The sequence below is a fragment of the Candidatus Pelagibacter sp. PS_28 genome (genome assembly GCF_059417885.1).
Map to the genome: position 1 here is coordinate 196685 of NZ_CM182070.1, position 20739 is coordinate 217423.

Genomic DNA, 20739 nt, shown 5'->3' on the forward strand with positions numbered 1-20739 from the left:
AATTATTATTATATGAAAGATAAAAATTTACCACTTGATAATAACACACTGTCTCTTGAGGAGTTAACAAAAGAGGCAAATAATATTATTGAATCTTTAGAGTCGGAGAAAGACTTGCAGAATTCAATTGATTCATACCAGCAATTATTAAAATTAAATAATATTATTGAAAAAAAATTCTATAAAACTTCAAAAATGATCAATGAAGAAACAAAAAAAAAAATTAACAATATAAATTCAAAAAAAAATGCAAAATAAACTTGCTAGAATAGCAAAAGATACAAACTTATTTTTAAAGCAATTTATTAAAGGACAAAAAAGAACAGAATTAATAGCTGCTATGGAATATGGGTTATTTCCAGGTGGAAAAAAAATTAGATCAAAAATTTTAATTGATATAGGAGCCATATTTAAAATTAATTATAAAACATTGATTTCTATTGGTGCTGCAGTTGAATGTATTCATGCTTATTCATTAATACATGATGATTTACCTTGCATGGATGATGATAAAATAAGAAGAGGAAAAATTTCTACACATATTAAATTTGGAGAATCAACAGCGGTACTAGCAGGAAACTCACTTTTAACAATGGCTTTTGAAATCTTGGTTAGTTCGAGCTTAAAGATAAATGAAAAAATAAAAGTAGATCTAGTAAAAAAACTCTCAGAGACTTCTGGACATCTAGGAATAGCTGGTGGCCAATATTTAGATCTTAGTTTTGAAAAAAAAAAAGTTTCTAAAAGTAAAATTATAGACATGGAAATAAAAAAAACAGGCAAGCTCTTTAGCTTTTGTTGCGCTGTCCCAGTTATTATTAAGAGAAAAAATAATACACAAATAAAGTTTTTTGAAAATATAGGGTCAAATATTGGACTTTTATTTCAAATTGCTGACGATTTAATAGACTTTAAGGGCTCTACAGTTATTGCTGGTAAGTTAACCGGTAAAGACAAGAAAAAAGGTAAAGCCACTTTAATCAGTTTACTAGGATATCAAAATGCTATTAAATATGCTGATAAAATTAAGTCTAAAATAATTAAAGATTTAAATAAATATAGTTCAAACACTAACAGTTTAAATGAAACCCTAGACTACATTTTAAAAAGAAATAAATAATGCAAAACTATAAATTTCTCAAAGATATTAATTTTCCTTCTGACTTAAGAAAATTATCAGAGAACGATCTTCAAGAAGTTTCTAACGAAGTTAGAAAAGAGATGATTGATGCAGTATCTGAAACAGGAGGACACTTAGGTGCAGGTCTTGGGGTTGTTGAGCTAACCGTAGCTTTACATTACGTATTTGATACTCCAAATGACAGACTAATTTGGGATGTGGGTCATCAAACTTATCCACATAAAATTTTGACTGGAAGAAAATCAAAAATTAAAACATTGAGACAAGGTAATGGATTGTCTGGTTTTACAAAAAGATCTGAAAGTGAGTATGATCCATTTGGTGCTGCACATAGCTCAACATCAATATCATCAGCTCTAGGCATGGCGGAAGCAAATAAGTTATCAAATAAATTAAATAATATAATTGCAGTCATAGGAGATGGTGCAATTAGTGCGGGTATGGCATATGAGGCAATGAATAACGCAGGTGCTTCAAAAACTAAAATGATTGTTATTTTAAATGATAACGATATGTCGATTGCAAAACCAGTAGGTGCTATGAGAACTTATTTAGCTAAACTTCTAACAGGAAAAATTTATTTTAGTTTAAGGGAAACTTTTAAATTAATAGTTTCTGCTTTTTCTAAAAGATTTAGTGCTAAAGCTGGAAAAGCTGAGGATTTTTTAAGATCAGCTGTTACTGGCGGTACTCTTTTTAATTCTTTAGGCTTTTATTATGTTGGTCCAATAGATGGACATGATTTGTCTACACTCATACCGATTTTAAAAAACGCAAGAGACTCAAAGCATCAAGGTCCAATTATGATTCATATAAAAACTCAAAAAGGTAAAGGATATTCTTATGCTGAAAAAGCTAGTGATCATTATCACGGTGTTTCAAAATTTAATGTTGTAACTGGCGAACAGGTAAAAAGTGGAACAAATCTTCCAGCTTATACAAAGGTTTTTGCAAACACTTTAGTGAAACATGCAGAAAGAGACAGTAAAGTTGTAGGAGTTACTGCTGCTATGCCAGGTGGAACAGGTATGGATATTTTTGCCAAAGATTTTCCAAAAAGAATGTTTGATGTTGGAATTGCTGAGCAGCATGCTGTTACTTTTGCTGCAGGGTTAGCCACTGAAGGCTATAAGCCATATGTTGCAATCTATTCAACTTTTTTACAAAGAGCTTATGATCAAGTGGTTCATGATGTGGCTATTCAAAGTTTACCTGTGAGATTTATTATAGATAGAGCAGGTTTAGTAGGTGCTGATGGATCAACGCATGCTGGCTCATTCGATATTACTTATCTTTCTACTCTTCCTAATTTTATAGTAATGGCACCAAGTGATGAAGCAGAATTAGTTAAAATGATAAATACATCGATGACAATCAATAACAAACCTTGTGCTATTAGATACCCAAGAGGAAATGGCATAGGAGTGGAATTACCATCAATAGATGAGAAAATAGAGATTGGAAAAGGAAGAGTTATCCAAGAAGGGAAACAAGTTTGTATTTTAAGTATAGGAACTAGATTGGAAGAATGTAAAATTGCAGCAGCAGAATTAAAAAATAAAGGAATTGAGTCAACGATAGTTGATGCTCGTTTTGCTAAACCCTTGGACCAAGAACTTATTTTAAAGTGTGCGCGAGAACATGAGGCTATGATTACTGTAGAAGAAGGATCTATTGGAGGTTTTGGCTCTCACGTGGAAAATTTATTATCAGAAAAAGGTATATTTGATAAAGGTTTAAAATTTAGAACCATGATATTGCCTGATATTTTCATCGAACAAGATAGTCCAAAAAAAATGTATGATGTTGCTGGTCTTAACGCATCTCAAATATCAAAAAAAATACTAGACATCTTATTTACAAAAGAGTCGATAAAAGTAGTTAAAAATTAAATTTAAAAAAATTAGCTACACTGAGCTTTGTTCATTAAGTAATGGTCTAACAAAACACAATTCATCATTGCTTCCCCTACAGGAACTGCACGAATACCAACACAAGGATCATGCCTACCTTTAACTGAAATAGTAGTATTTTTTCCAAACTTATTTATAGTTTTTCTAGTTGTTAAAATCGATGATGTTGGCTTAACAGCAAATGAAACAACAATTTCTTGTCCTGTTGAAATACCACCAAGAATTCCACCTGCATTATTAGAATCAAATTTTAATTTTTTACCTTTTTGTGAAATTTCATCTGAGTTTTGTTCTCCACTTAATTGCGCAGAATTCATTCCTGAACCAATGTTAACACCTTTCACAGCATTAATACTCATCATTGCAGAGGCAATATCCATATCTAGTTTAGAATAAATTGGAGCCCCTAAACCAACAGGAATTCCTCTGGCTCTTACTTCAATAACTGCTCCACAAGATGATCCAGACTTTCTTATATCTAACAAATATTTTTCCCAGAGTTTCAGCATATTCTTATCAGGACAAAAAAAAGGATTTCTGTTAATTGTTAGATCGTTCCATTTTCTAGTATCACATCCCAATATTCCTAATTGAGTAACAGCCCCTACAACTTTAAATTTTTTACCTAATTTATTCTCTAAAACTTTTTTAGCAATTGCACCCGCAGCAACTCTTGCAGCTGTTTCTCTTGCAGAGGATCTTCCACCGCCACGGTAATCTCTTATTCCATATTTCTTAAAGTACGTAAAATCAGCGTGTCCAGGTCTGAATTTATCTTTGATATCTCCATAATCTTTTGACCTCATATCTTGATTGTAAATAATTAAAGAAATAGGTGTTCCAGTCGTTTTGCCCTCAAATACACCAGATAAAATTTGCACTTTATCATCTTCTTTTCTCTGTGTTGTAAATTTTGATTGTCCTGGTTTTCTTTTATCTAGCTCAACTTGAATATCTTGCTCTTTTAAGTTTATATTTGGTGGACAACCATCAACGACACAGCCTAATGCTGGTCCATGAGATTCTCCCCATGTTGTGAAACGAAATTGCTTTCCAAAAGTATTAAATGACATTATCTATAGTATATAGATTATTTTGTTAAAATTATGAATCAAAAAAACTCATTAGGCCTTAATAAATGCTTTTTAGATAAAATTGATCCAATAGATTTATTTGAAGTTTGGATGAATGAAGCAAAAAAAACAGAGTTAAATGATCCAAATGCACTAGCTTTAGCCACATCAGATCAAAATAATTTTCCATCAATTAGAATGGTCTTATTAAAAGATTTTAACAAAGATGGATTTGTTTTTTATACCAATCTAAATAGTCAAAAGGGAAATGAATTAAAAAAAAATCCAAAAGCATCCATGTGTTTTCATTGGAAAAGCCTTCTAAGACAAGTAAGAATTAATGGAATGGTGCAAAAAGTTTCTAATGAAGTAGCAGATGAATATTATAATAGTAGAGGTTATGAGAGCAGAATTGGAGCATGGGCCTCAAAACAAAGCACTGTATTAAATAATAGAGATGAGCTTTTAAACTCAATAGAGGAATATAAAAAAATATATAGTAATAAAAATGATGTACCAAGACCAGAGCATTGGTCAGGTTGGAATTTAATACCCATAAGTATAGAATTTTGGTTAGATGGAGATAGCAGAATTCATGAAAGACTTAAATATAGTAAAGATACTGAGGGAAACTGGGTTAAATCTTTATTAAGCCCCTAAAAGGTTCTTTGTAGACTAAATGATGTAAGACTCTCTAAAATCTTTTTTTCATCACTATCCTTAAATACAGTTAAAGAATTTGATGCAAGGTTAATAAAATGTTCAGCTTTTTTGTAGCATTCATTGATTATGTTGTACTTCTTAATAAGCTCTAAGGTAAAATTTAAATCTTCATTTGATCTTGTTTCTTGTTTAAAAATATTTTTTAACTTATCTTTTTCTATTGACGATACATTCTGAAATAACAAAATAACAGGTAAAGTAATTTTACCTTCAAGAAAATCTTTACCAATTTTTTTACCAAAAAATTTTAGATCAGAATTGTAATCTAATGTGTCATCAGCAATTTGAAATGTTAAGCCTAAGTTTTTTCCATAAAACTCTAGTGCCTCTTTTTCTTTTGTTTCTTTATTAGATAAAATTGCACCAACTTTAGTTGCTGCAGAGAAAAGTTCAGCTGTTTTTGCTGTAATAATCTTAAAATATGTTTCTTCTAACATGTCTACTTCACCTTTGTGCTGTAGTTGTAATACCTCTCCTTGAGCGATCTTTGACGAAGTTGAGGATAAAAGTTTTAAAACTTCTATATTCCCATCATCGACCATCATTTCAAAACATCTACTTAAAAGATAGTCACCAATTAATACAGAAGAGTGATTTCCCCAAATTGAATTTAATGTTTTTTTACCTCTTCTAATATTTCCAAGATCAATGACATCATCATGCATTAAAGTGGCCCCATGTATCATTTCTACACATGCTGCTAAATTAATATCTCGACCTCCTTTAGTGTAGCCACATAACTTAGCTGACCCAAGTGTTAGTAGGGCTCTTAATCTTTTTCCACCAGTGTCGATATGATATTCAGTCATTTTTTGAACGAGGTCTACTTCACTCAAGAGTTTTGATTTAATCTTTTCTTCAACTAAAACTAATTTTTCATCAACAGAATCTTTTAGCTGATAATATGAATTATTTATTTGGTTTCTAAGTTGAACTACAGTTCCCATAAAAAATAAGTTAGTATAATTAAGTTATATTTATTACTTATCAATTGACGCACCTTAATCTTCAACTATAAGTAGGCTTTATATTAAATCAAAAATTCTATAAGGATTAACAATGTTCTCTTTTTTTAAAAAGAAAAAAATAATAGCTCATATCAAGCTAAATGGTGTAATTGGCAATGCTGGAAAGTTTAAACAGGGCATAGATTTTGCAGGACAAGAAGAGATTATAGAAAAGGCTTTTTCACTAAAAAAAGCAAAAGCAGTGGCAATTACTATAAATTCACCGGGTGGATCGCCAGTCCAATCACATTTAATCTACAAATTTATTAGAGCTCAAGCTAAGAAAAACAAAATAAAAGTAATAGTGTTCGCGGAAGATGTTGCAGCTTCTGGTGGATACTTAATAGCTTGTGCAGGAGATGAGATATATGCAAATTCAAGTTCAATTATTGGATCAATAGGGGTTATTTATTCATCATTTGGATTTACAGAACTAATTAAAAAAATTGGTGTAGAAAGAAGAGTTCATACAGCTGGAAAAAATAAAAGCTCATTAGATCCCTTTCAAGAAGAGAAGTCAGAAGATATTGAGAGACTTAAGAATATCCAACTAGATCTGCATAAAGATTTTATTAAAGTTGTAGAAGAAAGCAGAGGATCTAAACTTAAAAAGGATGGGATTGAATTGTTCTCAGGAGAGTTTTGGGCGGGTAGTAAATCAAAAGAGCTAGGCCTAATTGATGGACTTGGTAATGCTAATGAAATTTTAAAAGAAAAATTTGGTGAAGATGTGATTATCAAAAAATTTGAAAAATCTAAGGGTTGGTTAAGTAAGAAATTATCTTCATCTAGCAATCAAATAGATCAACTAGCAAATATTTTAGAGGAAAGATCTATCTGGCAAAGATATGGCTTCTAAGGAAAAAATTATAAAACCTAAATTTCAATCGTTTCAAGATACTATTTTGAATCTTCAAAAATATTGGAGCAAACAGGGATGTATTCTTCTACAGCCATATGACATAGAAGTTGGTGCAGGAACCTTTCATCCTGCTACAACCTTAAGATCATTAGGACCTAAGCCATGGAAAGCAGCTTATGTTCAGCCATCAAGAAGACCCACTGATGGAAGATATGGAGAAAACCCAAATAGATTACAGCATTATTATCAATTCCAAGTTTTAATAAAACCTTCACCAGATAATATCAAAAAACTTTATTTAAATAGTTTGGCTGTAATCGGTATTAATCATAAAGAACATGATATTAGATTTGTTGAAGATGATTGGGAAAGTCCAACTTTAGGTGCGGCAGGTTTAGGATGGGAAGTTTGGTGTGATGGAATGGAAATTACTCAATTTACATACTTTCAACAAATGGCTGGATTTGAATGCAAACCTGTTTCAGTTGAAATAACATATGGTCTTGAAAGAATTTGCATGTTTACTCAACAAATGAAAAATGTTTATGATCTACTATGGAATGATGAAGGTGTAAAATATGGGGATGTGTTTCTTCAAGCTGAAAAAGAGTTTTCAGCATATAATTTTGAACATGCCAATACAGAAAATCTATTCAAAATGTTTGATATGTTCGAGCTTGAAGCAAAAGCACTGGTAGATAAAAAAATTTCACTACCTGCATATGATCAATGTCTAAAAGCAAGCCATGCATTTAATATTTTAGATGCAAGAGGAGTTATAAGTGTTGCTCAAAGAGCGGGTTATATAGGGCGTATTAGAGACATTACAAAAGCAGTCGCCGAAAGTTGGTTAAGCAGTCAAACAGATTAATGTCAGATTTTTTTATAGAGTTGTTTAGTGAGGAAATACCAGCTGGTTTACAGAGTAACTCACGTAATGTTTTATTAGAAAATTTTCAAAATTTATTTGAGGAAAAAAAAATTCTGTTCAAAAAAAGTTCTTCATTTTCAACACCAAATCGTCTTATAATTTTATTTGAAGGTCTATCTAAAGAAATAATACAAAAAGCTGAAGAAATAAAAGGACCAAATGTTAAGGCTCCAGAAAAAGCTATTGAGGGGTTTTTAAGGTCAAATCAAATAGAAAAAAAAGATCTTCTTAAAAAAACATTGGAAAAAGGAGAATTTTATTTTTTCAAGAAAGCATCAACTAAAATTAATACCATAGATTTACTTCAAGAATATACACCTATAATCCTTGATAAATTACAATGGAAAAAATCTATGACTTGGGGAAACTATAACCTTAGTTGGGCGAGACCATTAAAATCTATCCTAGCAGTTTTTGATGATAAAAGTTTAAATTTTAAATTTCATCATTTAATAGCCTCTAACACAACATTTATTGACAAAGAGTTTGAAGATAAAAAAAAAATATTTAAAAATTTTAAAAGTTACAAAGATTTCTTTAGTCAATCTGGCATAATTATAGATCACGTATTGAGAAAAGAATTTATTGTTAAAGAAATTGAAAAAATATCTAGAAAAAATAATTTCATTGTCGAGCCTAATAATAAACTTTTAGATGAAGTTACAGATATTGTTGAGCAACCAAATATTTTAGTGTGCAAGTTTGATCAGAAATTTTTGAATATTCCAAAAGAAATTTTGATTATTACAATGCAATACCATCAAAAATATTTTCCAACATTTGATAAAAAAGGAAAAATTACAAATGAATTTTTAGTTGTGGCAAATAACAAAGATGAAAAAGGTTATATTAAGATGGGTAATGAAAGAGTTGTAGAAGCAAGATTAAGTGATGCTCAATTTTTTTGGGAAAAAAATAAATCTCAAAATTTAGTTAAACAAGTTTCAAAATTAAAAAATATGAATTATTTTAAAGGTCTTGGATCTTATTTTGACAAGATTCAAAGAATGAGAAAACTTGGAGGAATGATTTCTGATGAATTATTAATTAGTAAAGATCAAGTTGAACTATCAGCATCGATTTGCAAAGTTGATTTAGTTTCTGATATTGTTGGTGAATTTCCTGAGCTTCAAGGAATTATGGGCGGACATTTCGCTGAAGTGCAAGGTTTTGATAAAGAGATAGCGCTAGCAATAAGTGAACATTATCAACCAGTAGGTCTTGATAGCAAGACTCCAAAGAAACCATTTAGTATTGCTTTAGCTTTAACTGACAAAATTGATACCTTAGTAGGTTTTTTTGGAATTAACCAAAAACCAACTAGCTCAAAAGATCCTTACGCGCTTAGAAGGTCTGCACTTGGTGTAATAAAGCTATTAATTGATAATAATAAAGAGTTTAAGATTAAAGATCTTATTAGTTATTCCACTTCACTACATAAAGACCAAGGGTTTATTTTTTCAAACGAGTCATCTCAAAAAGAATTATCCAATTTTTTAATGGACAGATTAAAATACTACATGAAAGAGAAAAAGATTAGACCAGAGGTAATAGAAGCCAGTATAAAAGCACATGGATTAGATCATATGAACAAAATATATAAAAAAGCTTCAACACTTAGTGGGCTAATCAGCAAAGTTATAGGAGAGGACATTATTACAAGCTACAAAAGAGCTTACAGTATACTTGAAAGTGAGTTGAAAAATACAGATCTTGAACTGTCAAATACAACTGACCCTGGTATTTTTAAAAATGACTATGAAAAAAACCTATTTAAAAAAATTAATGAAATAAGAAAATATTTTACAAATATTGGCAAAGATGAAAATTACATAGAAACACTTGAAATTCTTGCTGGTGCTAAAAAAGCAACTTCAGAGTTTTTTGACAATGTTAAGGTCAATGATGATGATAAAAATATTAAAAAAAACAGATTGGAACTTTTACAAATGTTATGTAGAACATTTGATAATTACATAAATTTTTCAAATATAGAAATCAAACAGTGAATAAGCTAATTTTAAATTTTAAATCAAAAGATTCAAAAAAAATTAAAAATCCTAAAAATTTTTTAGGTGGAAAAGGGGCAAACCTTTCTGAAATGGGCAGAATGGGACTGCCAGTTCCTCCTGGATTTACAATTTCAACAAAAGTTTGTGAATTATTTTATAAAGATAAAAAAAAATTAAATTCAAAAATTGTTAATATTATAAAAAAGGAATTAAAAATTATCGAAAAAGAAGTAGGGAAAAAATTTGGTGATTTAAAAAATCCTTTATTATTATCTGTTAGATCTGGTGCAAGAGTTTCAATGCCTGGCATGATGGACACAATTTTGAATTTAGGATTAAATGATAAGACCGTTCTTGCACTATCAAAAAAAACTTCTAATAGCAGATTTGCAAAAGATAGTTATCGAAGATTTATCCAGATGTATGGCAATGTTGTTATGGGTGTTGAGGGCTATCACTTTGAAGAATTAATTGAAAATTACAAATTAACCAAAGGTGTTCTTTTAGATACAGATCTTGATGCAGATGATTGGGAGGGATTAATTAATGATTTTAAAAAAGTTATTAAAGATCAAACCAAAAAAGAATTTCCCCAGAACGTATATGATCAATTATTGGGAGCTATTAGTTCGGTATTTCTATCTTGGGAAAGTAACAGAGCAAAAGTTTATAGAAAACTAAACCAAATTCCTGCTGAATGGGGAACTGCAGTTAACGTTCAATCAATGGTATTTGGCAATATGGGTAATGATTGTGCAACTGGTGTTGTTTTTACAAGAAATCCATCAGATGGGGTTAATGAAGTGTATGGTGAATACTTAATTAATGCTCAAGGAGAAGATGTGGTGGCAGGTACAAGAACTCCTCAGTATATAACCAAAAAAGCAAGAAAAGATGCAAAAGCAAAAGAAGCTTCGATGGAAGAAGCTATGCCAAAAGTATTTAAACAATTAGATAAGATTTTAAAAATTTTGGAAAAACACTACAAAGATATGCAAGACGTAGAATTTACAGTTGAAAATAATAAATTGTGGATGCTACAAACAAGATCAGGAAAAAGAACTTCAAAGTCAGCTGTTAGAATTGCAGTTGATATGGTTAAAGAAAAGTTGATTTCTAAAAAAGAAGCAGTAATGAGAATAGATCCAGCTTCTTTAGATACATTGTTACACCCTACATTAGATGAAAAAAGCACACTAAACGTTATAGCAAACGGTTTGCCAGCATCTCCAGGCGCTGCAAGTGGTAAGGTTGTTTTTACATCAGAGGAAGCAGAAAGATTAAACAATGTTATGCAGGATACTATTTTAGTACGGGTAGAAACTTCACCTGAAGATATTCATGGAATGCATGCTGCAAAAGGAATTTTAACAGCAAGGGGTGGGATGACTAGTCATGCTGCAGTGGTTGCAAGAGGAATGGGAAGACCATGTGTTTCTGGCTCTAGTGAGATTGATATTAACTATGAAGCGAAAACCTTTAAAACTTCTTCTATTGAAATTAAAGAGGGAGATATTATTACAATTGATGGTTCAACAGGAAGAATTATTCTTGGAGAGGTGCCAACGGTTAAACCAGAAATTTCAGGAGACTTTTCCAAATTAATGAGCTGGGCAGATAATTTTAGAAAACTAAAAGTAAGAACGAATTCAGAAACACCATTAGATACAAAAACTGCAAGAGACTTTGGAGCAGAAGGCATAGGACTTTGTAGAACCGAACATATGTTTTTTGATGAAGAGAGAATTTTATCTGTTAGAGAAATGATTTTATCAAAAACAGTAGAAGATAGAAACAGGGCGCTAGCAAAACTGTTACCACATCAAAAAAAAGATTTTGTACAAATATTCAAAATTATGAATGGTCTTCCTGTCACAGTGAGACTGTTAGATCCACCATTACACGAGTTTCTTCCAAAAACAGAAAAAGAAATTAATGATGTAGCAAAAGTTGTGGGGTTACCATTAAAAGAAATTGAGTCTCGAATTAACGAGTTACATGAACAAAACCCGATGCTTGGTCATAGAGGGTGTCGATTGGGAATTTCTTTTCCAGAAATTTATGAAATGCAATGTAGAGCAATCTTTGAGGCTTTATCTGAACTTAAGATAAAAAAAATTAAGTCAGCATTTCCAGAAATTATGATCCCTTTAGTATCAACTGAAGCTGAGATTAGAATAATGAAAGATTTAGTAGTCAGAGTTGCAAAAGAAGTTCAAAAGGATAAAAAAATTAAAATAGATTATTTAGTTGGTACAATGATTGAATTACCAAGAGCAGCAATTAAAGCTGATGATATAGCTAAACACGCTGAGTTCTTTAGTTTTGGAACTAATGACTTAACTCAAACAACATTCGGTTTAAGTAGAGACGATAGTGGTAAATTTTTAAATGATTACCTTGAGAATAAGATTTTTTCTATAGATCCATTTATCTCTATAGATGACGGAGTAGGTGATTTAATAGAAATTGCAGTTGAAAAAGGAAGAAAAACTAATAAAAAAATTAAACTTGGAATTTGTGGAGAACATGGTGGAGACCCTAAAAGTATTCACTTTTGTGCTAATGCAGGTTTGGATTATGTTTCTTGCTCACCATATAGAGTTCCAGTAGCAAGATTAGCTGCTGCACAAGCTGAACTTTCTAAAAAAAATTAGATTTCAAATTTAAAATCTATAGCTGGTACACTATGAGTGATACTTCCAATTGAAACTCTATCGACACCCGTTGCTGCAATTTTTTTAATAGATTTCAAATTAACGTTCCCAGAAGCTTCTGTTTCATAATGTTTTTTAGCCATTCTAACACCTGCCTTGAGTGTTTTATTTTTCATATTATCAAACAAAACAGTATTAAATTTTAAACCCATTATTTTTTTAAGTTGATTTAAATTATCGACTTCTACTGTAATTTTTCTTCCTTTTTTATTTTTGATTGCAAGAGATACTAAAGTTTTAATATCAGAGCTTGCAATATGATTGTCTTTAATAAGAAATTCATCACTTAAATTAAACCTATGGTTTGTACCACCACCTAACGAAACAGCATATTTTTGTATTACTCTTAAGGTTGGAATTGTTTTTCTAGTACAGCAAATTTTAGTTTTTTTATTAGCTAATTTAACAAATTGATTAGTCTTAGTAGCAATTCCAGAGATATGACTTAAAAAATTTAAAGCAACTCTCTCACCAATTAAAATATTTTCAGCCCTACCTTCAATTGTTGCCACTACGTCGTTCTTTTTGACTATTGAACCTTCTTTTTTTTTAATAATAAATTTAATTTTATTATCAATTAATTTGAATGTTTGTTTAACAAACTCTAAGCCAGCAACTACTGCTTGTTGATTAGAAATCAATTTAACTTTTATTATTTTCTTATTTTTAACTAAACTAGATGTAATATCACCAGAAGGGTAAAGATCCTCATTTAATGCAAGCTTAACTTTATTCCTGATATAATAGTTGCTTAATTTAATTTTAGGCACATTTATTATCTGCCAATAGCAGCCATTCTTTCAACGGATATTCTTGCCTTGTTGATAGTTTCATTATCCATAATTATCTCACCAGTTTCATTTTCTAAACAGGCCAAAATTTTTGGCAGAGTAATTCTTTTCATATGAGGACATAGGTTGCATGGTTTAATAAATTCAACATTAGGATTTTCTACCTGAATATTGTCACTCATAGAACATTCTGTAACCATCATTATCTTTTTAGGTTGATTGTCCTCTACATATTTGATCATTCCTGAAGTTGAACCAGCAAAGTCACTTGCTTTAATTACATCAGGCGGACATTCAGGATGTGCAATAATCTTTATTCCTGGATTATTTTTTCTTATATCGTGAATTTCTTTTTCGTTAAATTGGTCATGAACAATGCAAATTCCTTTCCAAGCAATAATTTCAACATCTGTCTGAGAAGCTACATATTTAGCTAAATAATCATCAGGTAGAAATATAACTTTTTTAACACCAAGAGAATTAACAATCTTAACTGCATTAGCTGATGTGCAGCAAATGTCAGTTTCAGCTTTAACATCTGCTGAAGTATTTACATAGGAAACAACAGGTACACCTGGATATTTTTCTTTTAATAATCTTACATCCTTACCTGTAATAGAGGATGACAAGGAGCATCCTGCAAGCATATCAGGTAACAAAACTTTTTTTTGTGGACTCATTAATTTTGCTGTCTCTGCCATAAAGTGTACACCAGCCATTACAATAATATCTGCTGAAGTTTTTGAAGCTTCTACTGCTAGAGCTAAAGAGTCAGCTGCAAAATCTGCTACACCGTGATAAATTTCTGGTGTTTGATAATTATGTGCAAGAATAACAGCATTTTTTTCTTTTTTTAATTGATTAATTCTATGAATATAAGGAGCATGAACTGACCATTCAATCTCAGGCATAACCTTTGAGATTTTTTGATAAATAGGATCAGTTGCAATTTTTATTTCTGTTGTAAATTTCATGTTAAAAATCTATCAATTTGTGGCAACATTGTCATTCACTAATACTGACGCATTAATTATTACAAGAAAGTTAAAATGTTATATATAGTACGCATATGGGAATGACATTTCAAACATTTGACTTATTAAAAAAAAATATAGAAGAATTTGGAAAACTTGGAAATGTGCTTACATTAGGTAGATTAGGAAATCAAATTGATACAAAAAAATTAAAATTATTTGGACTAGAGAATAATAAAGCTTTCTATAAAGAATATTCAGATGAAATATTAATAGAATACTTGGGAGCAAACTCTGTAGATTCTATCGATAATTCAGATTTTGAAAGTGCTAATATTATTCATGATATGAATAATGATCTCGATGATATTATTAAAAAATACGATACAATTATAGACATTGGAACTTCAGAACATGTTTTCAATATTAATCAAAATTTAAAGAATATCTCTAAACTTTGCAAAACTGGTGGCAGAATAATTCATTGTCTTCCAGCAAACAATCAGTGTGGTCATGGATTTTGGCAGTTTTCTCCAGAGCTTTTTTTTGGTCTTTATGATGAATCAAATGGATACCAATCAACCAAACTTTATTTGATTGATAGTTATAATGATAAGAGTTACTGGCAAATTAAAAAGAAACCTAAGGAGGAAAGATTAGAATTAAATTCTTTTTCACCATTATATATTTTTGTAACAACTGTTAAAAAATTAGAAAATACAATTCAAAAAGCTCAACAATCTGACTATGAATATGTTTGGGAAAAAAAATTAGATAATACTAATTCCATTAAAAATAAAAAACCCTCAATGAGTGTTATTTGGAAAGAAGTTAAAGATAAAACAAAACTTTTTTTAAGAAATAACTACTTTTTAAAAGAAAATTTTTCTAAATATGAAAAAAAAAGACTCTTTTTAAAGAATTTTTATAAGAATAATTCTAATTTAATAGAGTTGGATTACAATATTAAATAAAACTTATTTAATCCACTTTGGTTTTAAAACTCTTAAAACAGAATTTTTACACGTAAGTTTTTGTTCTAAAATTAAATTTTCATTTAAATTTTTAAATAAAGCAAATGGATAATTATTATCAATTAAAACCTTACCTACTTCATTGTCTCCGTTATAAATTAAATCATTCTCATTTAATTTTCCCTTAACTAACTGAATAGGAAACAATCTTTTGGAAAGTTTGTTTTTTAGCTTGATCCGTGCTGTATTTTCTTGCCCAACATAGCAACCTTTTTTAAAATCTATTCCATTGAGCTCTTCAAAATTACATTCAATTCCAAATATTTTATTTTGTAATTTGTTCAAATCTTTTTGTGCTATTCCTAATTTATGGCTCAATTGGTAATATTCATCAATTTCAGAGGATTTTAAGGATAGTTTTTTTAAGGATAGATAGAGCTTTTCTAAATTAATAATAAGTCTTGCACCAAGGTCTATATTTCTAGGATCTAACAAAATAGAATCTTCACGATATTGAATTGTATATCCAGGAATATCTTTCGCACCTTCAAATTCTAAAAATTTTTCTTTGTTAAAAGCAGCAATCACAAATTCATTACTTAAATTCATAATCTCAATGTTTGATCTAAGCTTATAAGTATTAAATTGTTTAAAAAGAGCTTCTATTTGAGATTTTTCACAATCTATAAAATATCCAGTCTTGTGTTTTGAAATTATGAAAGCAAAAAGAAACTTGCCTTGAGGTGTTAATAATGATGCAAAACAACTGTTGTTATTATTAACCTTATTAATATCATTACTAATTAAATTTTGTAAAAACTCTTTTGCATCCCCACCGTTTATGAATAAAATTCCTCTGTCATCTAAAATATAAACTTTTTGTATTTTCATGTTAAATCAATCATTTTAATATTTTATCTATTTTTTTAAAAAGTTTAGTCTGATAATTAGTCCCTTAAATTTATAGACTTATAAAGATCTAAAGCTATAGCTTTTGAAAATTCACCAGAATAGTGGACTAAATCAATAAACATTTTATCTTTTATCTTAAAATTAACTAAGTTCAAATCTACATAACGTAATAAATTTTCATTTTTATCTATTAATTTGTAAATATTTCTATAATGAAAAAAATTTTTATCATATTTAGATAATTCAGAATTTAAAACGTTGGATGAAGAATAATCATTGACTGATAAAGCTATAGGTTCCAAAACATTTACAACATTAATCTTAAATTCATTTTCTAAAGATTTGTTAATTTGGAAGTTTATTTTTAATCTATCAATTAACCTTAAGTACTCATCTTTCATATCTTGATTTTTAAAATTATTGTTATTGATTGTTTTTTTTTTAATACGTTCTTTATAGAGTTTCACAATGTTTAATCTATTAAACTTATTGGTAACCCAATTTTTAAAAATTAAAAAAGTAGAGATTTTTTTCTTTTTTATTATTTTTTCATAATCTCTAGTGAGTGATGTAATTCCAGGAAATTTATTATTAAAGATATGTTCTCTTTTAAAATCATTAAAACCTTCAATAAAAATAACCGTGTTAGGAGGTGGTAAAAAGCTTAATAAATTTTGAAATAAAATTCTATTTTGAGTACTATAAAAAAATCCCTGTCCAAAATTAATAATTTTTTTTTTATTAAATAGTTTTTCTAAATGGGCTGCTATTGTTTCATTATTCTTTAACCCATAGCCAAATATCTCTGATCCACCAAAAATCCATATCTCATCATCTCCACCCTTAGGAATTTCTTTACATAAATTTATATCATTATAGTTACATCTATTTGAGTATTTACCCACAGATAAAAATTCACTATATCTTTCACTTTCCAAAGCTTCTGTAAAAGGTGAATATTTTGAGGGAAAACTTTGAAAACTGATAACCTTTAAATAGTCTTGATAATTTTCTTCTCCATAAATTTTAGAAATATTTTTTATAAAATTTTTTTCATTTATAGAGGACTCCGTGTATTTTTTTGCTATTTTGTTACTAATTCCAAATAAAACTAAGAGAATTATTACCAAAAATAAAAATTTATTCATTTTAAATATTTAAATGATCTAATTATTTCTAAATTCTTAGAACAACGATTATAAACTGTAAACATTAATTTAATATTTACCATCAAATGTACTATACTACAGTATACAAGTAAAAAAAATAATTCAAGATTTCTTAAGTGAAAAATAACTCAAAAAAAAAATTAGAAAATTTTTGGAAAAAAAAATCTGAATTAATCCATTGGACAAAAAAACCAAAAAAAATTATTAATAAAAAACTTTTTTACACTGATGGAGTTTTGAATGCATCATATAACTGTTTAAAAAAAAATATTATAGATGGGCTAGGTGATAAAACGGCTATTGTATATGTTGATAGAAATGGTTTATTTTTAAGATTGACTTATAATGAATTAGAAAATTTAGTTGACCACTTTATAAATTTTTTACTAAATAATTTTAGTAAAAAAGATTTATCAAGTAATATTATAGCAATACACTCTTCTGCAAATTTAATTTCCTCAATATCAATGTTGGCTTGTGCAAAATTAGGAATTACTCATTGTGTTTTATTTGAAGATTTATCAAATGAAGCTATAAAAATTCGATTAAAGCTTCTTAAATCTACAATTTTAATTACAGCTGCAGATATTGATTCTTATAATCATAAAATTAAAAACCAAAAAAAGATTAAAAAAATTACTTTCTTTCAAAATGTTAATAAACTTAATGATCAATTTAATATAGATTTAAAAAAATTTTTATTAAAGAAAAATTTTAATCCATTTAAATATGAGTATGTAAAAATAAAAAGTAATAAACCATTTTTTGTTTTATTTACATCTGGTACAACAGGAGTTCCAAAGGGCATTATCCATTCAACAGGTGGTTACCTAGTCTATTCAAAGTACACATGTATAAAACAGTTTGGTATGGATAATAATACAGTTATGTTAACAGCGTCTGACGCTGGTTGGATGAATGGACACACTTATGCACTTTATGGACCATTATTGATGGGTGCAAAAACAATATTAATTGAAAAGCCAATGTCATTAATAAATGAGACTTTATTTAAAAAAATTTTATTAAATGAAAAAGTTAATATCCTATATTTGCCAGTTACTTTAATAAGATTAATGAGATCTATTGATAAAAAGATTAAAATAAAATCTAAATACCTAAAAACTTTAGGCTCAATGGGTGAGCCTCTATCAAAGCATATAGGAAGCTGGTTTAGTAAAAAATTTTCTTTTAAAAGCCTACAAATTGTTAATGCTTATTATCAAACAGAAAATTCAGCTATTTTAGCTTCACCAAAATTTAATGATAATATAAAAAAAGTTTCATTTGGAACAGTTGGCAAACAAGTAAATAATATTTTGGGTATTTTTTTAGAAAAACTAGACTCTAATAAATCTGAATTAAAAATTAGGAATCCGTGGCCTGGCTGTATGATTGGTATCATCAATGGAAGGGAACAATTTAAAAAATATTGGGACAATAAATCAAACTTTAGATTATTTGACTATGCATCTCTAGATAAAAATAGAAATTTTATAATACATGGAAGACTGGATGATGTAATAAACATTAGAGGCCATCGGATAGGTTCTGCAGAAGTAGAGTCAGTCTTATTAAAAGATAGCAATATTTTCGAGGTTTGTGCAATTGGAGTTCCAGATGAATTAGAAGGAGACTTGCTCATTGTTTTTATATCCTCAAAACATAAAAATTTAGACCAAGTAATTAAAAAAATTATTACTGAAAATTTTGGTATTTTTGCTACTCCTAAATCGATATATTACATTCCAGAAATGCCAAAAACTAGAAGTGGTAAAATTTTAAGAAGATTGCTAAGAGACCTTTATTATAACCCAGATATTGAAGAAATGGGTGATTTGAGCACTATGGTTAATCCTAAATCAGTAAATATAATTAAACAAATCTTAAAAAATTAATAAGATTTTTTTCAATTTTAATGTATATGAATTTATAATGAGTAAAAAATTGATATATCAAATTTTAGCAAGAAACTTAAAAATTTCTGAAAATAGTATCAACATAAGAACAGATGCCAAAAATACACCAGAATGGGATAGTCTTGCCCACGTTAGGATTATTATTGAATTAGAAAAAGAATTAAAAATAAAAATTAGAAACGATCAAATAGGTGAATTAAATTCAATAAAAAAACTAATTAAACATTTTACTATATAGTGCTTTTCCATAGTAATATTTTTATTCTTTATTTTTTTCCATTAACATTATTTTTACTATTTATTTCAAGCAAAATAAAATTTGATGGTAAAATAATTTTAATATTAGCAAGTTTACTTTTTTATTCCTGGTGGAACATAAATTATTTACCGCTAATTATTTTATCAATTTTTGTAAACTTTTTTTTAGGAAAAAAAATACAAAGATCTCACAAAAAAAAAATTTTTTTATTATTTTTTTCAATTATATTTAATATTGGTATCTTATTTAGTTTCAAATATGCAGATTTCTTTATTTCAAATTATAACTTTTTAACAAATTCTGAAATAGATAAACTTAATTTACCATTTCCACTGGGTATAAGCTTTTATACTTTTCAAATAGTTACCTATCTAGTGGATTGTTATTATGGTAAGATTGCTTTACATAAATTTAAAAACTTTGCATTATTCGTAGTCTTCTTTCCACAATTAATAGCTGGTCCAATAATAAAATATAATTTTTTAATAAATCAATTAGACATTAAAAAACTTTTTATTTTAAAGATTAATAACATTTTAAAAGGTCTTATTTTATTTATTATAGGCTTTATTAAAAAAGTATTCTTTGCAGATCAGCTATCTTTAATTGTAGATAGTGGCTATTTAAATTATCAAAACTTAAATTTCCTGGAGTCTTGGATGACGAGCTTAGCTTTTACATTTCAAATATATTTTGATTTTAGTGGTTACGTAGATATGGCATTAGGATGTGCTTTGATGCTTAATATAATTTTACCAATAAATTTTAATAGCCCTTATAAGGCACACAACATTATTAATTTTTGGAAAAAATGGCACATTACATTAGCTGAATTTTTAATGAATTATATTTACTACCCTTTATTAAGATCTTTACCTGCTATATCTTTCTTTTTCGTTATGCTGGTCACAATTATTGTTTTCTTTCTAGCGGGTCTTTGGCATGGCCCATCATGGATGTTTATAACTTTTGGATTAATTCACGGAATAGGTGTTGTTTTTAATCATTGTAAGGAAAAATTTTTTAATTTTAAAATTTATTTGCCATTGTCTATTTTTTTAACATTTAATTATGTAAATTTATCTTTTGTTATTTTTAGGTCAGAAAATTTTGAACAAGCCTTTGCTATAATTTACAAAATGTTTAATTTTAGCTCTTTTGATACATCTTTATTCCAAAATATATTTCTAGACCAAATATTTTTGAAAAATTTAATTCTATTATTAGTTTCAATTCTAACAGTATTTGTTTTTAAAAACTCAGACCACTTAGTTAACTCTAGATATTTAAAATAACTTTAAAATTTAAAGTATATAAAGGGATCAATATCAGTATTTTCAAATATTATATTGGTGAAAATTA

Annotated in this window: 18 protein-coding genes; 12 read left to right on the top strand and 6 right to left on the bottom strand. The window is 28.4% G+C overall.

Annotated features, from left to right (window positions below; translation table 11 throughout):
• Positions 1-12: 12 nt before the first annotated feature.
• The 3 genes from AC5SMR_RS01055 to dxs are packed head-to-tail and all read left to right on the top strand — an operon-like array spanning position 13 to position 3033.
• Positions 13-258 carry a hypothetical protein gene (locus AC5SMR_RS01055; RefSeq protein ID WP_006997295.1) on the top strand — a complete coding sequence of 82 codons (246 nt, stop codon included), beginning with the start codon at positions 13-15 and terminating at the stop codon, positions 256-258.
• A complete protein-coding gene (locus tag AC5SMR_RS01060) occupies positions 248-1120 on the top strand; it encodes a polyprenyl synthetase family protein (RefSeq protein WP_271766543.1) in 873 nt (290 codons plus the stop codon). Before AC5SMR_RS01055 ends, AC5SMR_RS01060 begins: the two co-directional genes overlap by 11 nt.
• Entirely contained in the window at positions 1120-3033 is a 1914-nt protein-coding gene (gene dxs, locus AC5SMR_RS01065; RefSeq protein ID WP_494577054.1) for a 1-deoxy-D-xylulose-5-phosphate synthase, read from the top strand. Before AC5SMR_RS01060 ends, dxs begins: the two co-directional genes overlap by 1 nt.
• 11 nt (positions 3034-3044) lie before the next feature.
• Here the strand turns inward: dxs and aroC are convergent, their stop codons facing one another.
• Positions 3045-4127 (bottom strand): chorismate synthase, encoded by a 1083-nt coding sequence (gene aroC, locus AC5SMR_RS01070; RefSeq protein WP_494577055.1) that lies wholly within the window; start codon positions 4125-4127, stop codon positions 3045-3047.
• A 33-nt stretch (positions 4128-4160) separates the two neighbouring features.
• Here aroC and pdxH point away from each other — a divergent pair, with 33 nt between their 5' ends.
• Positions 4161-4787, top strand: coding sequence for a pyridoxamine 5'-phosphate oxidase (gene pdxH / locus AC5SMR_RS01075; RefSeq protein ID WP_271623005.1), 627 nt, complete (start codon positions 4161-4163; stop codon positions 4785-4787).
• Here pdxH and AC5SMR_RS01080 read toward each other — a convergent pair.
• Positions 4784-5797: a polyprenyl synthetase family protein gene (locus AC5SMR_RS01080; protein ID WP_494577056.1), complete on the bottom strand. Its 1014-nt coding sequence runs from the start codon at positions 5795-5797 to the stop codon at positions 4784-4786. The two genes, pdxH and AC5SMR_RS01080, sit on opposite strands and share 4 nt — an antisense overlap.
• A 112-nt stretch (positions 5798-5909) precedes the next feature.
• On the opposite strand from AC5SMR_RS01080, the gene AC5SMR_RS01085 reads away from it, so the two are divergent.
• From AC5SMR_RS01085 to ppdK, 4 genes are read left to right on the top strand one after another with little or no spacing between them, the layout of a single operon-like run.
• Positions 5910-6716, top strand: coding sequence for a S49 family peptidase (locus tag AC5SMR_RS01085; RefSeq protein ID WP_006997289.1), 807 nt, complete (start codon positions 5910-5912; stop codon positions 6714-6716).
• Positions 6706-7590: a glycine--tRNA ligase subunit alpha gene (locus tag AC5SMR_RS01090; RefSeq protein WP_278386467.1), complete on the top strand. Its 885-nt coding sequence runs from the start codon at positions 6706-6708 to the stop codon at positions 7588-7590. The genes AC5SMR_RS01085 and AC5SMR_RS01090 overlap by 11 nt, the downstream gene beginning before the upstream one ends.
• A complete protein-coding gene (glyS, locus tag AC5SMR_RS01095; protein ID WP_494577057.1) occupies positions 7590-9659 on the top strand; it encodes a glycine--tRNA ligase subunit beta in 2070 nt (689 codons plus the stop codon). Before AC5SMR_RS01090 ends, glyS begins: the two co-directional genes overlap by 1 nt.
• Positions 9656-12319 carry a pyruvate, phosphate dikinase gene (gene ppdK / locus AC5SMR_RS01100; RefSeq protein WP_020169157.1) on the top strand — a complete coding sequence of 888 codons (2664 nt, stop codon included), beginning with the start codon at positions 9656-9658 and terminating at the stop codon, positions 12317-12319. The genes glyS and ppdK overlap by 4 nt, the downstream gene beginning before the upstream one ends.
• On the opposite strand, the gene nadC is transcribed toward ppdK, so the two are convergent.
• Both nadC and nadA read right to left on the bottom strand, forming a co-directional pair.
• Positions 12316-13149, bottom strand: coding sequence for a carboxylating nicotinate-nucleotide diphosphorylase (gene nadC, locus AC5SMR_RS01105; RefSeq protein WP_494577058.1), 834 nt, complete (start codon positions 13147-13149; stop codon positions 12316-12318). The genes ppdK and nadC overlap by 4 nt on opposite strands.
• Before the next feature lie 5 nt (positions 13150-13154).
• Complete coding sequence (gene nadA / locus AC5SMR_RS01110) at positions 13155-14144, bottom strand: quinolinate synthase NadA (RefSeq protein ID WP_494577059.1); 990 nt, start codon at positions 14142-14144, stop codon at positions 13155-13157.
• Between the two features lie 101 nt (positions 14145-14245).
• Here nadA and AC5SMR_RS01115 point away from each other — a divergent pair, with 101 nt between their 5' ends.
• The gene (locus AC5SMR_RS01115; protein ID WP_494577060.1) at positions 14246-15118 is read left to right on the top strand and encodes a class I SAM-dependent methyltransferase; all 873 of its coding nucleotides are present in this window, start codon (positions 14246-14248) and stop codon (positions 15116-15118) included.
• 3 nt (positions 15119-15121) lie between these two features.
• On the opposite strand, the gene ygfZ is transcribed toward AC5SMR_RS01115, so the two are convergent.
• Positions 15122-16009 carry a CAF17-like 4Fe-4S cluster assembly/insertion protein YgfZ gene (gene ygfZ / locus AC5SMR_RS01120; protein ID WP_494577061.1) on the bottom strand — a complete coding sequence of 296 codons (888 nt, stop codon included), beginning with the start codon at positions 16007-16009 and terminating at the stop codon, positions 15122-15124.
• Between the two features lie 56 nt (positions 16010-16065).
• On the bottom strand, positions 16066-17178 hold the full coding sequence (locus AC5SMR_RS01125; protein ID WP_494577062.1) for a hypothetical protein: 1113 nt from the start codon (positions 17176-17178) through the stop codon (positions 16066-16068).
• A 137-nt stretch (positions 17179-17315) separates the two neighbouring features.
• Here AC5SMR_RS01125 and AC5SMR_RS01130 point away from each other — a divergent pair, with 137 nt between their 5' ends.
• From AC5SMR_RS01130 to AC5SMR_RS01140, 3 genes are read left to right on the top strand one after another with little or no spacing between them, the layout of a single operon-like run.
• Positions 17316-19097, top strand: coding sequence for an acetate--CoA ligase (locus AC5SMR_RS01130; protein WP_494577063.1), 1782 nt, complete (start codon positions 17316-17318; stop codon positions 19095-19097).
• 37 nt (positions 19098-19134) lie between these two features.
• Entirely contained in the window at positions 19135-19356 is a 222-nt protein-coding gene (locus AC5SMR_RS01135; RefSeq protein ID WP_494577064.1) for an acyl carrier protein, read from the top strand.
• Entirely contained in the window at positions 19356-20672 is a 1317-nt protein-coding gene (locus tag AC5SMR_RS01140; protein ID WP_494577065.1) for an MBOAT family O-acyltransferase, read from the top strand. The genes AC5SMR_RS01135 and AC5SMR_RS01140 overlap by 1 nt, the downstream gene beginning before the upstream one ends.
• Positions 20673-20739 lie beyond the last annotated feature (67 nt).

Excerpts from the sequence above, each read along its gene's own strand:
- AC5SMR_RS01055 (WP_006997295.1), top strand. The coding sequence starts at position 13 with ATGAAAGATAAAAATTTACCACTTGATAATAACACACTGTCTCTTGAG.
- AC5SMR_RS01060 (WP_271766543.1), top strand. The coding sequence starts at position 248 with ATGCAAAATAAACTTGCTAGAATAGCAAAAGATACAAACTTATTTTTA.
- dxs (WP_494577054.1), top strand. The coding sequence starts at position 1,120 with ATGCAAAACTATAAATTTCTCAAAGATATTAATTTTCCTTCTGACTTA.
- aroC (WP_494577055.1), bottom strand. The coding sequence starts at position 4,127 with ATGTCATTTAATACTTTTGGAAAGCAATTTCGTTTCACAACATGGGGA.
- pdxH (WP_271623005.1), top strand. The coding sequence starts at position 4,161 with ATGAATCAAAAAAACTCATTAGGCCTTAATAAATGCTTTTTAGATAAA.
- AC5SMR_RS01080 (WP_494577056.1), bottom strand. The coding sequence starts at position 5,797 with ATGGGAACTGTAGTTCAACTTAGAAACCAAATAAATAATTCATATTAT.
- AC5SMR_RS01085 (WP_006997289.1), top strand. The coding sequence starts at position 5,910 with ATGTTCTCTTTTTTTAAAAAGAAAAAAATAATAGCTCATATCAAGCTA.
- AC5SMR_RS01090 (WP_278386467.1), top strand. The coding sequence starts at position 6,706 with ATGGCTTCTAAGGAAAAAATTATAAAACCTAAATTTCAATCGTTTCAA.
- glyS (WP_494577057.1), top strand. The coding sequence starts at position 7,590 with ATGTCAGATTTTTTTATAGAGTTGTTTAGTGAGGAAATACCAGCTGGT.
- nadA (WP_494577059.1), bottom strand. The coding sequence starts at position 14,144 with ATGAAATTTACAACAGAAATAAAAATTGCAACTGATCCTATTTATCAA.
- AC5SMR_RS01115 (WP_494577060.1), top strand. The coding sequence starts at position 14,246 with ATGACATTTCAAACATTTGACTTATTAAAAAAAAATATAGAAGAATTT.
- ygfZ (WP_494577061.1), bottom strand. The coding sequence starts at position 16,009 with ATGAAAATACAAAAAGTTTATATTTTAGATGACAGAGGAATTTTATTC.
- AC5SMR_RS01125 (WP_494577062.1), bottom strand. The coding sequence starts at position 17,178 with ATGAATAAATTTTTATTTTTGGTAATAATTCTCTTAGTTTTATTTGGA.
- AC5SMR_RS01135 (WP_494577064.1), top strand. The coding sequence starts at position 19,135 with ATGAGTAAAAAATTGATATATCAAATTTTAGCAAGAAACTTAAAAATT.